Below are 13,643 nucleotides of genomic sequence, written 5' to 3' on the forward strand. Positions count from 1 at the left end.
TCATGTTTTGAAGCCCGTGGTTCAGGGCTAGAACCTTTAGATGCCTGCATCTTCAAGTAAAGCTGATCAAACTGCTTCCGTAACTTACTTGCCGATAAAATATTGGTTGACCAGAAAGAATCTTGCTGACACCACTTGATCACCAAAGCCACGTCATGCTTATCTCGCTTATCAAGCTCTACCAGCTTACGCATGTCATCAGCCCACGTCTGAAGAACCGGTTGCTTAAAATCTGGCTTGTTTATCAATATCTGTTTTTGCAAGAACTTAGCCAGTTTCATGTAATCCGAATTTTGGTCGTAAGTGCGCTTTTTGCGGTTACGACGAAAAGTCTTTTTATTGTCTTTGTCTTTGTTTAGGTAATGGCTCACTGGTGTGTCTCCACTATGTTTCTGTTGTGTCTCTGTTGCGTCTCTTTGCTGCTCACTATTTGCTATATAGATTTTGACCAATTCATAGCTAGTTGCTTTATTACGGCCGTTTACAGTGAATTTAATCAGTCCACATTGTTGAAGGGAATTACGTGCTTTGAGCACGCCACCACGGGACATTCCAGTTAACGATTGAAGCATTTGATTTGTTACAGTGAATCGCGTCTTCCAACCGATCTGGTTATCGATGGTCACGAGTGTGTACCACAATGCTACCGATCCGGTTGATAAAGGCTGTTCGTACTGACTGAAATCTTTAAACGCTTTAATTAGTTTGAAGATGTCCACGGTTATCCCTCCTTTCTATTCATACAATTTTGGAAATGAAACGATTGCTCCAGTTGGACTGATCTCACTTGTGCCATCAATCAACTTTGCTTCTTTCAGCTCGGCAAAGGCATCAATAATATCTTGCACTGATTCCTCTGTCATCCTTTTTAAGACGTACATGTGCATCACATAGCGGCCGAGTTTGTCCCGGGGTTTAAGTTGCGGTATCAAGCTTGTCATCGCTAAATACAAAACTGTTGGATTCACGCTAATGCCTTCGTAATATTTTTCAAAGAAGGCCATATGTTGCTTTTCAACATCCATGATCAGACCTCCAAATCATCTAAGAAATCGTCGCCAGCTTCGGCAGTTTTATCTTCGTACTTCTTCTGGCTCTGGCGGAATTCCATCAGCTCGGTAGTAAGCTCGTGATCCAAAGCGCTAAGATCATTTTTTGTCATTTGACTAAGATCCTTGACCTTGGCTTTCCCAGCAGCGTTGACGAGCAACTTCTTTTCAGCAACCTTCATTTCAGTGCTGATAGCCTTTAACCGGACTTTCAAGTCTTGCTTGGCTTTGGCGTTTGGATCAGGTTTTTGATTAGCTGGTCGTCTAGTACGTGTTTGCTTGCGTGGCTGCTCTTTAGGTGCTGACTTGGTAGCCTTATTGCCATCGTCGTCAAGATCACTGGTAACGCCGAAGATGGCGGATAAGCTGTAACGGCGAGCATAAGTCTCAGCCGATCCAAAGGCTTGGGCGTCATTCTTGGTAACTGGCATGGTAAGCGGTTCGAACTGGATCCATTCGCCGCTGTCTGACATCAAGATGGTTGATACTGATACTTGATTACCTTCACTGGCAACTTCCTGCGTGTAGCTGAATCCTTTTGGCAAAGCCTTATCAATGGCATCAACGACACCTTCCAAAGTCACATAATCGGATTTAAAAAACGGATTCTTAGCGTTCTTTTCAGGTTGCTTGATATCCTTACGAACGGCATTCATGGCTGCTGCAATGGTTTTAATCGATTCACTTGACTTCATTTGATTACCGCCTTTCTGTTAAATTTGAAGGTTGTCTTTTCGGTAGCCGGCTTGATGGTTGGGCCATCCAAAATTACTCCGTCATCACTGATGTAGTGATCACCGACAAAGTGGAAGTTCTTCTTGATAGCTTCCTTATCCGGCTTCGGGTTTGGTTTGAGAAAATCGGTTAACCCTTGATCAGTTAAACTTTGGATTAGCTTCTTATCGTTTGGCCAGTTGACGCCCTCCCGTTGTTTGCGGGTTGAAACCGTCCCATAAGGTGTTGAGATCTTAGCTTTCTTATCACTTTGACGTAACTCATGCAAATAATCGGATAGCAATCCTTGCATGTACTCGCGACTTGATTCATTCTTGTCGAGTTCTTTCTGTTGCCATTTTTCGATGTCCTCGATTTGTTCTTCGACGTCCTCGATTTGTTCTTTAGCCGCTTGCTTAACTTCAGCATCTTGGTCATCGAAGTCACGGAGCTTACGCATCACCCAGGTAGCTGAACTCAAATCATGAACTTCAAATTTAGGCTTCTCAGTTGTTTGTTCGTCATTCTCTAAATCTAGTTTTGACAAAGCACTCATTCTTATTCCTCCTCATAAATTCCAGTCACTGCATAATCGCTCAAATGATCTTCCTCACGGCGCAAATAGGTCAGCATAGCTGCTTTAACATCCGCACTTGGTTCATCATCAATGGCTCGTTTTAAACCAGCCACACGAATCCGTGCATAAACGACATCCTTAGTAATTGTTTTTTCCATGTCCCAACACCCCCATAATCCGTTGCGTCCAGCTTCGTCGTGGTCTATACTTGATGTATAGAATATTTTGATATGTGAACAACTTTTCTTTCGTAGCATCTGACAGTGGCCGCTGTTGGGTGCTTTTTTCTGTGTCTTGATTAAACATTTTCCATCAAACCTTCCTTTAATTCTTCGATACTCCCGATGCTTGGATCATCCAGCAGCTGTTGTAGCAATTCTTGAAGCTCATCTTTAGAAAAGTCATAGTGCTGTGAGACTTTAGCTAAGGTAAACAGCAAGTTCAAAACAATCTCATCTGGCTTCAAATTCTCAGATTTAAACTTTGAAGCAACGTTACTATTGAGATTGCTAATTTCAATTTTTCCTGGTTTCATGATGTTTTCCTCCTTTAGTCAAACCATTGTTTCCAGAAAGCCTTTGAATCTTTATGCCACTGATCGTACTGACCTTTTAGCCAGAACCCCAAAGCGCCTGCCAACAAAATTTGGATCCAAACCGGAATTGTAAGAATCAATTTCTACATCTCCCCTGCAAATACTTGATGCCGCTTAAAATACTTGATGCATTCTTCGCGGTTGTACTTTTTCTGATGCCCCTGAACAACGTGTGGACAGTCTGGATAGTACTTCTCGAAAGTCTTAGTGTCTTTACATGCGAATACTTCTAAGGCTGCCTGAGCTTCAGTTAACGTTGCTTCGCGATACTTTTGATCAATTTGTTTGCTAACTTGATCGGTAATAACTGGAACTAATTGTTTGATAACCGCTTCAACGACATTTTTTGAATCCACATTGTCAAGATTGACCGTAACTTTCATAGGCGACACCTCCTTGTGGCCGATTGATGATCCATTGTCGAATCAGATTGTGAATCGAAACTTGCATGCTGGTTTGACTGTCCGTTTCTTCACTGAGCTGCTGTAAATAAAACTGAACATCATGGATATCTTGCTTTGTGACTTCTGAAGCTGGTTTGTTAAAAATTAACATCACCTTGTCATCAAGTGCCTTACGTTCGGCTTCTTCCTTACTTGTCTCAATAAAACGAGTTTGCGGAATGTCAACACTGATCTGATCAGGTGAAAGTAATCTTAATCCGCAAAGATATTCAGCCACCTGATAGCGGAATAAATCATCGTCCAGGTAGTTCATAACATTCAATAATCGATTCAACGGAATATCTCGATCACCTGTCAATCAATTCGTGATATTTGATTTTGATAAATGCATCTCGGCGGCAACCTGGCTCTGTGAATACCCTGACCTCGTGATGACATCTCTCAGGTCCTTCCTTATATCAATGCTCATAAATATCGCCCCCTTAAATTTGTGTAATTTCAGTAATGCCGTTCATCCCCTAAAAAGGTACATTAAAAGTAGCAGAGGATTAATAACACTAGCCATTAGCTCAATAGCGTTAGCCGTTCCACTTGCGGATAAACATCTTTGGAAACCAGAAAATCATATATGAATTTCTGCCCTCGCTGTGTCCACTTCATCGTGTTGGCGACTTTCTTAGTTCCCGTTTTCTGATCAAAGTAGGAAAATGGCTCAATGTGCGTATACCCAAACCCTTGATACTTGGCGTATAGCAACCACGTTTTCCCCTGCCGGTACTGAATCCCCATTTTGTGCAGAAACTGATTGAACTTGGCGGTCGACATCCCGTAATTCTTGGCAATCATTGACGTGGTTTCTAATCCTGGATTAGCAAGCATCTTTTGAGTGTAATCCGCAGCCGGCTTAAGCTTCTGATTCTCTTCCATCGAATCAGCCAAGGCTCGTAATGCACTTGGGTAATCTTTCGGCAATGGTAGTTGCTGTTTGGATTTAGCTTGCTTCTCCATTGCGATAAAATATTGTCGAGCTTGCTTGCCTCTGTCCGTTCTTTGAATCATGGATAGTTCCTTGGCCATGTCCAGAGTCAATGCGTGGTTTACTTGAGGACGGCCACCTTGAGGTTTTACTTTTTTTCCAGTAAAACTAATGAAATCAACGTTTTCAGTAAAACCATACTTTTGCATATCTCTGAACCAGTCGTTATATCGTTCCTTTACTTCCAGGAAGTCATGCAGGTCCCGACCGTCGACAGCAACGGAACCATCATTTTGTTTGAAAGTTTTAATTAGTTCATTCATTTGTATCATCCTTTCGTTCTTTGAAAACTAAATATCGAAGTCTGCTTTAAACTTCTCAAATAACTTTCGAGCTTCTGGAACCTGTTCATCAGTCAACTTACGAATGTCCTTCAAGCTAAGTTTTAATTTAATCGCCATATTTACTGAAGAAACTAACTGACTCCAGGGAAACAGCTGGTGTCCATCATCGGAATAAGCTCTGGCACACGCCCAGTCATGAACCTCTTGTTTCAGTACCATAGCCTTCGGATTGCTTTGCTTAGTTAATAATCGACGGACAACCGGACGCTCTTCTTCTGGGAATACCTTGAGTTGTTCTTCTGTTACTTGCATTACTTGGTCACCTCCTGTTCTTCATCAAGCAAATCTTCAATTGAAACATTTAATGCTTTAGCAAGTGCATTTGCAATTCGTGCATTTGGCGTAGCACCACGTTCAATAGTGCTAATTGTCGTTTGTGGAACGGTGCTCATATCTGACAATCGTCCCTGAGACAATCCAAGAGCCAATCGATACTTTCTTACGTTTTGTCCAACAGTCATTTTCGTGCCTCCTTAGTTAACGTATTTGCGGTACATTTATATAATAACGCATTTAAGGTAAATGTCAACGTATTTACGGTAATCAGTTCAAAAAATAATTGGTAGACTTAACGTATAACCGTTAAAGGAGATTTTTACATGACTGATCATGAGTTGATTCTCAATCGAATCTACCAATTAATTAGAGAAAGAAACTTAACAGTAAATCGTCTGGCTACTCTTTCAGGGGTCAGACAATCCACCTTAACATCCTTAGAAAGTCGGCCTACTGGCGTACCCAAAGCTGATACTATTCGCCTTTTGTGTAAGGCATTAGGTATTTCAGTCAAAGACTTCTTCGACTTTCCGCCCTACAACGAGGTGGAAAAATGATAGTTCTTGTTTCTCACTGGTTTACCAATGCTGAAGTTTGGAGAATAGTGGGCCTGTACGCCGTTCCTGTAATTAGTGTTTTCGCTAGTTATCTAGTTGGCAGACTTCAAAATTCTTTACAGCAAAGACAATCAGTTAGAAAAGAACGCTATATAAACTTTTATCTTCCAATGATAAAAATCCTTATGAGAGGAAAATATTGGAACGTTACACCATATCAGGTTCATCCCGGTATTGTTAAGAACTTCATGCCCGCTTTAGAAAAGCATTTGGAATTAGCAGATGCAGAAACAGCTGAGAAATATTATCTATTTTTAAGCTCCTTGATCGATTATGAAATTGACCTTGGTATCAAACAGGAAGAAGTCGAAAGTTCTAAAATTCCAGGTAACGTCATCGACCCTTACGTCATACCTAAAACACACAAGGAGTCTTATAACCAATCTTTTAATGCATTGGTACGGTGTATATTACAATCAGGTAGCCGACTATCAAATAAGTTACGATATCCAGACTTAGCAGCGACCATTTTAACCAAGTACGCTGAACAAGAGAGTAAATAAAAATTCCAGTGAAACCAAACACAAGACTTATTAGTTGAATTAGAATGGGATCCATTTAAATACCTCTCCGTTCCTTTTAGGCAAGCACCTTTTCATTTGTGTACCTACATTGTTCATTGAAAACTGAATTCATTACCAACTTTTAGTGGGATAATTGGTTTATTCCATTAAAGGTGGTGAAAATTTATGAAGTTAGCTCAGCTAGAGACATTTCAGTATTTGCTCAATGAACTATCAATGTTGCCAGAAACAAAGTCGTATAAATTAGTCTTTGCATTGAATGAAAGACTTTATACTGCCGATTTGTATCAGAACCACGGAAATCTTCCAAATCAGGTTTCATACAAGAAAGTTGTCGTTGGAGAAAACGGTTTTTACTTTTTTAAAGATAAAGCGCCAAGCAACGACTTTTCTCTAATTCAAGGTTTAAATCGGCTTCAATCACATGAGTTCTACAGCACTTATATCGGTACCAGCAATTTAAAAAATGCTGATGTTGTGTTTAGAATTTTGTTTAATCTTGTTTCCGATTTGAAGGACGGTAAAGCAACCTCACCCTTTATCTACAAGATTAAAAGTCTAGATGGAAAAGTCGATTTGCCTTTCTACAAAGTTTCGGCAACTGATACTTTAGAACCTGTTTCTTTGATTGAATCAGATCTTTAAAAAATTGGATTCATATTTAATCAAGTTATAGGCATATTGAAGACTTGCGTACGCTTCCTCGTGCGTTAAGTCTTTCTTTTTTAAAAGATCCACAATTTCTTTTCCATACTGTGGAATATCATCAAACCCTGGTGCATCTTTAAATGGTGGATTTGATTCTTTAAACTCAGTTAGATACTGATGCTTACTAAAGTTTCCTTCGTTCATTATTTCATCTCCTTCCATCAATTACGTGCTCACCTTCTGCTACGAACTTGAAAACCGATAGTTAATCTGGTTCGTGGATGAGAAAGGCTTTTCCTTGGTAGAGGGCATAAAGCCTTTCTTTTTCATATCCTTTAAATGGATCACCAACAGTTTCGTATTTATGTGGGTTAAATATAAGTTCAATATCGGTCATACAGAGTGGAATTCGTTCATTGCCTTTCCAATAAAATACGACGCATTCACTATTCTCTTTATCCATTCTTTCATCTCCTTCCATGAATTACGTGCTCACCTTCTGCGCGGAACTCGTCTTCTTCACTCTTAGTGAACAAGATCTGTAAAAAAAAGTTCATCAACGGTTTTACCGTAAAACCTCGCTGCTTTCCACATTGTTTTCTTTGAAGGACTCTTACTACCGTTCTCCATCTTAACTAACATAGAGTAACTTATTCCAATACCTTTTGCAGATTTGAATTGGCTTAGGCCTTTTTCTCTTCTAGCTTCTTTCAAAGGATTCATTTTATCACCTCCATCACTCTACGTGAATAATATATCATCACCAACAGTGAAAAGTCAACACTTTTAGTGAAAAAGGTTTAAAAGCATTAACTTTCACCACCAGTGATAGTATTCTATAAATAAATACAGGGAGTGAAAAAGCATGACTAATGGACAAAGAATTGCTTATTTACGTAAGCAGAAACGAGAAAGCCAAAGTGAACTTGCAAAAGCTATGAACGTAAGTCCAAGCACTATTGGCATGTGGGAAACTAACCAACGCGCTATTAAAGACAATGACTTATCCAATTTAGCCGATCATTTTAATGTAACAACTGATTATATACTCGGTCGCCCCGAGCCTGAGGATGGCTTACGGGTAGCAGCCCATTTATCTGATGACTATGATTCACTACCTGAAAGTCAAAAACGTGAAGTACAAGAATATATTAAGTTTAAGACGGCACAATACAGGAAGGAACAGCAAGATAAAAAGGACTGATGCTTATGGAAGACATCGATAAGTTAATGTCAGATTTTCCTCAATTCAATTATCAGTATGAACGGATGCCTGAAGGTATTGACGGGCTAAACATCGGGAATGAAATTATTATCAATTCTGAAATTGGTAAGGAAGAACAACTACAATGGTTATATGAGGAAATTGGACATGCAATGACATCCGAGGGAGACATTACAGATTATCATGATCGCAATAATTCGTGGCAAGAAAACCGTGCTCGCAGCTGGGGCATGAGTCACTGTCTGCCAAGGAAAGAATTAGAGCGGATATCAAAATCAAATGTTGATAATGATTATGAAGTTGCTGATGACCTCGGTATTCAGGTCGATTACTTACATACAGTTGGGTTTATGTATGGATTTAGGTATAAATCTATTGATTAATTATTGGAGGGATATCCATGGACGAACAAACAAAATATTGTATCAAGTGTGGAAAGAAAATTCCTAAAGCTGCTAAATTTTGCCCATTTTGCGGAGCTAGTCAAGAACCTGTCAGTCAAAAATCGGAAGAATCCCAAATTAAGCCACAAGAGACTTCTATTAATTCTGTGAATGATGAAGATTATAGAGACAATAACAGCAATCATCCAGGAATGATCAACAGTTTTAAATTATATCTTGCAGATGCTTTTACTATTTCAAAACAGATGAATTGTGCTGATTATTGGTGGTCATATTTAACCATTGCAATTATTCAATTTGTTTTAAGTATTATTACTTTTCAAATAGTTTTTAACTATCCACTACTAACCGTAGATAGCATTGAAGGAGAAACTTACATTGATCATCCAGGAATGCTTATTTTGGCTTTCTTCTTGTCAGTAATCTTCGCATTCTTTTCCGTTGCAAGTTTTACAAGTATGATTCGTCGCCTTCATGATACAAATCATTCCGGACAATTTCTTTGGCTGCTTTTAATTCCTTTTGTAGGTAGTATCGCTATCTTAGTGATGCTTATTCTTAAATCTGACAGTCAAGGCGTTCGTTTTAGAAAAAAAGATTATTTACAAAATTGGTATAAAAAATGGTGGCCATGGGTCATTATCTTGTTATTGGCTGCTCTCGATACTTTATTATTAATGCTAATTTCATCCGCATATGCCTACATACTAAACAACTAAGTTTGTTTTGACCTGTACAATGGCATAATAAATTATTAGAAGAAATAAATTAGGCAATTGATTATTGGAGGGAGACTAATTATGAATGAAGAATTGAAATATTGCATCAATTGTGGGGAAAAGATACCTAAGGAAGCTGAGTTCTGCCCATTTTGTGGTTCAAAACAAGATAATTCAGGTTCAGCTATTAAAGAAAAAGTGCCGTCGCAAATTTTGCCTAATAGTGATGTCACAAAGCACAAACCGTGGTTTAAAAAAGCCGGTTTTTGGATTATTGCAGTTATAATCTTGATTATTATCGGTGGTGCCGGATTCGCGTTTCACACACAAACCTCTCAGGGGGCAGTAAGTAGCGTTAAGGAAAACGTTGTTAGTGATAACACCGATTTTGGAAATGCAACCGTGAAATGGAATAAAGATTATAAAATAATTGAAATTGACCTTCCCAAAAATGCGAGAGTTATTAAAGATCTAAATGGCGGTTCAATATCTGTTTGGAATTCTCTTGTAAGAAATGCTAAAACAGAGTCCGCAAAATTGAATCACAAATACAGTCATATAATCGTTCCCAACCCATCAGATAAAAGCAAGGAGCTTCTGGAAGTCCAAAATGGGGAAATAAAATATAACGTTGGTGATGATTACTAAGTGGGTCATCGTTAGCTGCACCAATTCGAAGAATCAGTTGTAGATATCGAGTTTGAATAAATCCACCCTATTCATGAGGGCGACACAATCACCGTAAAGGGGTCTGGTCTAACTGACACTGTTACGCTAAATGGCAAAAAATTAAAATCTGATATCATCGTTGACTACGCCAAGGTGGACTAGCACCACTTCGACAAGCACGTCGAGGGAGATTGAACGCATTGGAACAATCCAGTGATGGATAATATTTTTCTGGAGGAAAAGTTGCTATGAATTCTAGAAAACGTAGTTCAAACAAAATCTACTCAAATTTACAATTTCTTATTTCAAAGTCTCATAATAAGTTTAAGGGTATTGATGTAACAAGGGAATTAATGACATACTCACAAGCATTAGTTGAAGACTTTAACCATCGCAAAACGAATTCCCGTTATCAAATCTACAAGCGAGGAACTGTTGCTTATGTGGATTTTGGCTTAGGTGTAGGCTCTGAACTGTCAGGGCCTCATTATGCCATTGTTTTGAACAAAAAAGATAATCCGAATAATTCAAAAATAACAGTTATTCCGCTAACCTCCAAAAAGGGCAAAGAAAACATTCCTCTTCCCGAGGGAGTTAATAAAATATTCGCAATATGGTATGCCCTGTCAGGCTTAGCTCACAACAAAACCTTTCCCAGTGAAGACCAAATATTAACACAATTTTTTAGAATTATTGATAAGTCAGACCAGGAAGCTTCATCTAAAGCTAAGCAAGATTTGCTAAACTATTTTCACCATTTTACAGAAGAGAACCGGCGTATAAAGGAAAAATTGAACATGCAAATGAGCAGTCTAGAAAAAATTTCCTATTTTAAGATCAACAACCTTGCTACTGTCTCCAAATTTAGAATTAGATTGTCAAAACACAAATATGATCCGATTGGAAAAATAAGGATCCCAAATTCAGACATGGATATCATCGATGAAAGAATTGCAAGATACTTCCTTGACAAATAGAGATGTTTTTTATACCATAAAGTTAATTTGACAGATCGTTCTTTAATCTGTCCTGGTAGATTAGCTGAGGCTAGTCAGATTTTGATAACTAGTTATCACTGGTATGGGAGACGTCTAACGTCTCCCTTTTTATGTATTTAGAATCTATTGCTAGTTAATTAATTAGGTCTTAGTAGCCACTTCGATAAGCACGTTGAAGATAATTAGGATTATAATTTACAGTCCAAATACTGATAACTAAAAAATATGAGTTGGAGGAAAACTATGGAAATTAAAAAATCACTGTTATTGGGAATCACGGCATTATCACTTGGTACTGTCGGCATAATCAGTCAGCCTACTACAAGCCAAGCAATGAGTATTTATAATCCTGATAATCCATTTTGGCTGCACTCGCACTGGATAACTACGACGAAGCGGATCGTAGTTCATAAAATTAAGTATATGGAGCCAGAATATAAGAGTTACCAAGTTGCGAGCTATGTTGTACCAAGAGGATACCATTACAAGATTTATGCTTCGCCTACGAACTATCACTGGTTCTTTGATTCCGGAAAATTTAAATCAAACGCACACTATATGTATGTTTCAAACAGACACAGTCACGACTGGTTTAGATTTGGGGTCCACTAAATAACTAGTCCAAATACTGATGACTTTAAAAGCTGAATTATTTGAGGGAGAAACTTGTATGTTAAAAGAATTTAAAGAGTTTATTTCACGTGGTAATGTAATGGACTTAGCAGTTGGTGTCATTATTGGAGCTGCCTTTACCTCTATCGTTAAATCATTAGTTGATAACTTAATTAATCCATTAATTGGTTTCTTCTTGGGACAAATTGATTTTTCTGATCTTGCCTTTAAAGTTGGTAGTGCAACATTCAAGTATGGTGCCTTTATTAATTCCATTATCAATTTTCTAATTATTGCTTTTGTTGTATTTCTGTTAGTAAAAGGTATCAATAAAATTATGCCTAAAAAAGAAGCTCCCACTGCCTCAATCTCAATGGAAGCTCAATACCTGCAAGAAATTGCTGATATTTTGAAAAAGAATAATTCCCAAAAATAGGCTTTCTTGAATAAATTCAATCACGTCAACCTTGCACTTGTTTTTAACTTTTCCACATGGATTTAAAAATGAAAGAAGTAATTTTTGAATTATATAGATATTTTTAATATTAAGCATGAAAATGCTAGAGTTATTAACACAAAAGATGATTTCAATCGTATTTTTATTATTGAAGATAAAAATGGTGTTCGATATACATGTTTGAAACCAGACGCGCAAAAGATGCCTAAAATGACTAGTCACTTCAAAACACTTAAAGCGAAATCAGCTCCATTAAATTATTTAACACCATGTTTTACTGGTAAGCGCACTAAATAATAAGAAGCCCACAGAGGGCTTTTTATTTAGAACGTTTAGAGAACATACGTGCCCTATTTTGTAAACAAATCAATTAAAAATACACATTGAAAGGAAATGATGACATGGCAAAATGGAAACCAATGAAGCGCCATCCCAATATCTACGAATACCCAGTTAAAAATGGTAAGAAATACGGAATTCGCTTCACCTACTACGATGCTGAACATAAGCGCCGAGAATACAAAAAAAGTGGCTTTCGTGATTGGCAAGAAGCCGAAGTTGCTTTACACAAATTTCAAAACGATATTGATAATGGCTTCGTTAACGCTTTGAATAACCGGCGAACAACAGTCGAAGCGTACTATGAAGTAATTCGTAAACGATCAGTTGATATCGGTAAGTGGCGTCCGGCAACAATTGCGCAAAAAGATATGTATTTCGCAAAGCATCTCAAACCTGTATTTGGAAATATGGCGTTAACCGATATTAGTCGGCAACAGTATCAGCATTTTATTGATAGCAAAGTTAAAGATGGCTACGCTAAGACGACCATCAGTACAATAAATTCTGTTATGCAAATCATTATGAATGCTGCTGAACGTAATGATGTGATTTCTAAAAACAAATTAAAAGACATCTCAATTGAAGGTGCTAAGGAGCCTAAGCCAGCCAAGCTGGAACCACAAGATTATCAATTATTCATGAAGACAGCAAGGGAATATTTGAGCAAATATTGGTATACCCTCATCTGCTTATTAGCGCTGGGAGCGCGTCGTGAGGAAATTTCTGGGTTGCGGTATAAGTCCCTTAAGTTTTTCAAGCAAGGTGGCCAGGAAGCCTGTGAGATCACATACGATATGGCACGCACTCGTTACGAGGAAGGTGGTGGAAAATTAAAGAATCACGCCAGCTATCGCAAAAATTATGTTACGGGAGAACTTGTTGAGCTGTTAAAATTTTCGCTTCAATACTCAAAAAACATATGTACTCAATGTGGCAGACAATACAACAACGACTCATTTCTATTCGTAATGGAAGATTATGGTGAACCCATACATCCAGAATATCCTAACAAAATTTTTAAAAAGGTAGAACGTGCCTGTGGTGTCCACGTTTACCCCCATCTTCTACGTCATTATTTTGCCACAATGGCTAGATCTAATAACTTTTCACCCACTGATATTATGCATTGGCTGGGCCACTCATCTTTAACAATGACAGACTCATATACACGGCCAACTAAACAGGGAGCTTTAAAACTAATTAATGAAATGAACGGCACCCTCTTTAAGCCTAATAACGGTAATTGATTCAAAAGTGTGGCGGAAAACTGTGGCACTTTTCTAATTTGCCACAGAAACTGCCACATAATTATCACTCCGCTTCCTCACATATCCAATTGAAGACACAAAAAAATCGCGGTTCTACAATATCTGTTGTTGGTAATAGATTTTATCTATTACTGATGACAGATTTTTTGTTTCTCGTTAGAATAA

At 38.1% G+C, this 13,643-nt stretch carries 26 protein-coding genes; 11 read left to right on the forward strand and 15 right to left on the reverse strand.

Annotated features, from left to right (window positions below; all coding sequences use genetic code 11):
- The 12 genes from QUF07_RS11155 to QUF07_RS11210 all read right to left on the reverse strand — a co-directional run.
- A partial coding sequence (locus QUF07_RS11155; RefSeq protein ID WP_502879019.1) for a phage replication protein O occupies positions 1-719 on the reverse strand: 719 nt, incomplete at its 3' end.
- A 15-nt stretch (positions 720-734) separates the two neighbouring features.
- A complete protein-coding gene (locus QUF07_RS11160; protein ID WP_289427458.1) occupies positions 735-1,025 on the reverse strand; it encodes a hypothetical protein in 291 nt (96 codons plus the stop codon).
- A gap of 2 nt (positions 1,026-1,027) precedes the next feature.
- A complete protein-coding gene (locus QUF07_RS11165) occupies positions 1,028-1,744 on the reverse strand; it encodes an ERF family protein (RefSeq protein WP_289427460.1) in 717 nt (238 codons plus the stop codon).
- The gene (locus QUF07_RS11170; protein ID WP_289427461.1) at positions 1,741-2,319 is read right to left on the reverse strand and encodes a host-nuclease inhibitor Gam family protein; all 579 of its coding nucleotides are present in this window, start codon (positions 2,317-2,319) and stop codon (positions 1,741-1,743) included. Before QUF07_RS11170 ends, QUF07_RS11165 begins: the two co-directional genes overlap by 4 nt.
- A gap of 2 nt (positions 2,320-2,321) precedes the next feature.
- On the reverse strand, positions 2,322-2,498 hold the full coding sequence (locus QUF07_RS11175) for a hypothetical protein (protein WP_217342352.1): 177 nt from the start codon (positions 2,496-2,498) through the stop codon (positions 2,322-2,324).
- 140 nt (positions 2,499-2,638) lie between these two features.
- Positions 2,639-2,875, reverse strand: a complete 237-nt coding sequence (locus QUF07_RS11180) for a hypothetical protein (RefSeq protein ID WP_289427462.1) — start codon at positions 2,873-2,875, stop codon at positions 2,639-2,641.
- A 14-nt stretch (positions 2,876-2,889) separates the two neighbouring features.
- On the reverse strand, positions 2,890-3,015 hold the full coding sequence (locus QUF07_RS11185) for a hypothetical protein (RefSeq protein ID WP_289427463.1): 126 nt from the start codon (positions 3,013-3,015) through the stop codon (positions 2,890-2,892).
- Positions 3,016-3,018: 3 nt separating this feature from the next.
- The gene (locus QUF07_RS11190; protein WP_280597079.1) at positions 3,019-3,318 is read right to left on the reverse strand and encodes a hypothetical protein; all 300 of its coding nucleotides are present in this window, start codon (positions 3,316-3,318) and stop codon (positions 3,019-3,021) included.
- Entirely contained in the window at positions 3,296-3,673 is a 378-nt protein-coding gene (locus QUF07_RS11195) for an XRE family transcriptional regulator (protein ID WP_289427464.1), read from the reverse strand. Before QUF07_RS11195 ends, QUF07_RS11190 begins: the two co-directional genes overlap by 23 nt.
- A 230-nt stretch (positions 3,674-3,903) precedes the next feature.
- On the reverse strand, positions 3,904-4,638 hold the full coding sequence (locus QUF07_RS11200; protein ID WP_289427465.1) for an antA/AntB antirepressor family protein: 735 nt from the start codon (positions 4,636-4,638) through the stop codon (positions 3,904-3,906).
- Between the two features lie 27 nt (positions 4,639-4,665).
- Positions 4,666-4,971: a hypothetical protein gene (locus tag QUF07_RS11205; RefSeq protein WP_289427466.1), complete on the reverse strand. Its 306-nt coding sequence runs from the start codon at positions 4,969-4,971 to the stop codon at positions 4,666-4,668.
- The gene (locus tag QUF07_RS11210; protein ID WP_273460976.1) at positions 4,971-5,180 is read right to left on the reverse strand and encodes a helix-turn-helix transcriptional regulator; all 210 of its coding nucleotides are present in this window, start codon (positions 5,178-5,180) and stop codon (positions 4,971-4,973) included. Before QUF07_RS11210 ends, QUF07_RS11205 begins: the two co-directional genes overlap by 1 nt.
- A 138-nt stretch (positions 5,181-5,318) precedes the next feature.
- Between QUF07_RS11210 and QUF07_RS11215 the strand changes: the two genes are divergently transcribed.
- From QUF07_RS11215 to QUF07_RS11225, 3 genes are all read left to right on the forward strand, one after another.
- Positions 5,319-5,552 (forward strand): helix-turn-helix domain-containing protein, encoded by a 234-nt coding sequence (locus QUF07_RS11215; RefSeq protein WP_217341585.1) that lies wholly within the window; start codon positions 5,319-5,321, stop codon positions 5,550-5,552.
- On the forward strand, positions 5,549-6,115 hold the full coding sequence (locus QUF07_RS11220; protein ID WP_289427467.1) for a hypothetical protein: 567 nt from the start codon (positions 5,549-5,551) through the stop codon (positions 6,113-6,115). Before QUF07_RS11215 ends, QUF07_RS11220 begins: the two co-directional genes overlap by 4 nt.
- A gap of 186 nt (positions 6,116-6,301) precedes the next feature.
- A complete protein-coding gene (locus QUF07_RS11225; protein WP_289427468.1) occupies positions 6,302-6,781 on the forward strand; it encodes a hypothetical protein in 480 nt (159 codons plus the stop codon).
- On the opposite strand, the gene QUF07_RS11230 is transcribed toward QUF07_RS11225, so the two are convergent.
- The 3 genes from QUF07_RS11230 to QUF07_RS11240 form a co-directional block, all read right to left on the reverse strand.
- On the reverse strand, positions 6,770-6,988 hold the full coding sequence (locus QUF07_RS11230) for a hypothetical protein (protein WP_217341593.1): 219 nt from the start codon (positions 6,986-6,988) through the stop codon (positions 6,770-6,772). The two genes, QUF07_RS11225 and QUF07_RS11230, sit on opposite strands and share 12 nt — an antisense overlap.
- Positions 6,989-7,049: 61 nt before the next feature.
- On the reverse strand, positions 7,050-7,247 hold the full coding sequence (locus QUF07_RS11235) for a hypothetical protein (RefSeq protein WP_054655263.1): 198 nt from the start codon (positions 7,245-7,247) through the stop codon (positions 7,050-7,052).
- 62 nt (positions 7,248-7,309) lie between these two features.
- Positions 7,310-7,507 carry a helix-turn-helix transcriptional regulator gene (locus tag QUF07_RS11240; protein ID WP_289427469.1) on the reverse strand — a complete coding sequence of 66 codons (198 nt, stop codon included), beginning with the start codon at positions 7,505-7,507 and terminating at the stop codon, positions 7,310-7,312.
- Positions 7,508-7,649: 142 nt separating this feature from the next.
- Between QUF07_RS11240 and QUF07_RS11245 the strand changes: the two genes are divergently transcribed.
- The 8 genes from QUF07_RS11245 to QUF07_RS11280 all read left to right on the forward strand — a co-directional run bounded on the left by QUF07_RS11245 (position 7,650) and on the right by QUF07_RS11280 (position 13,457).
- Positions 7,650-7,988 carry a helix-turn-helix domain-containing protein gene (locus tag QUF07_RS11245; RefSeq protein WP_289427470.1) on the forward strand — a complete coding sequence of 113 codons (339 nt, stop codon included), beginning with the start codon at positions 7,650-7,652 and terminating at the stop codon, positions 7,986-7,988.
- 5 nt (positions 7,989-7,993) lie between these two features.
- Positions 7,994-8,392 carry an ImmA/IrrE family metallo-endopeptidase gene (locus QUF07_RS11250; RefSeq protein ID WP_153106328.1) on the forward strand — a complete coding sequence of 133 codons (399 nt, stop codon included), beginning with the start codon at positions 7,994-7,996 and terminating at the stop codon, positions 8,390-8,392.
- Positions 8,393-8,409: 17 nt separating this feature from the next.
- Positions 8,410-9,132, forward strand: coding sequence for a DUF805 domain-containing protein (locus QUF07_RS11255; protein ID WP_289427471.1), 723 nt, complete (start codon positions 8,410-8,412; stop codon positions 9,130-9,132).
- Positions 9,133-9,213: 81 nt separating this feature from the next.
- Entirely contained in the window at positions 9,214-9,780 is a 567-nt protein-coding gene (locus QUF07_RS11260; RefSeq protein ID WP_289427472.1) for a zinc ribbon domain-containing protein, read from the forward strand.
- Positions 9,781-10,049: 269 nt separating this feature from the next.
- Positions 10,050-10,778, forward strand: a complete 729-nt coding sequence (locus tag QUF07_RS11265) for a type II toxin-antitoxin system PemK/MazF family toxin (protein WP_289427473.1) — start codon at positions 10,050-10,052, stop codon at positions 10,776-10,778.
- 264 nt (positions 10,779-11,042) lie between these two features.
- Positions 11,043-11,411 (forward strand): hypothetical protein, encoded by a 369-nt coding sequence (locus QUF07_RS11270; protein ID WP_289427474.1) that lies wholly within the window; start codon positions 11,043-11,045, stop codon positions 11,409-11,411.
- 58 nt (positions 11,412-11,469) lie between these two features.
- Complete coding sequence (gene mscL, locus QUF07_RS11275) at positions 11,470-11,847, forward strand: large-conductance mechanosensitive channel protein MscL (protein WP_289427475.1); 378 nt, start codon at positions 11,470-11,472, stop codon at positions 11,845-11,847.
- 422 nt (positions 11,848-12,269) lie between these two features.
- Positions 12,270-13,457, forward strand: coding sequence for a tyrosine-type recombinase/integrase (locus QUF07_RS11280; protein ID WP_289427476.1), 1,188 nt, complete (start codon positions 12,270-12,272; stop codon positions 13,455-13,457).
- Positions 13,458-13,643: the final 186 nt, after the last annotated feature.

The sequence above is a fragment of the Lentilactobacillus sp. TOM.63 genome, assembly GCF_030361045.1.
GTDB lineage: Bacteria > Bacillota > Bacilli > Lactobacillales > Lactobacillaceae > Lentilactobacillus > Lentilactobacillus dabitei.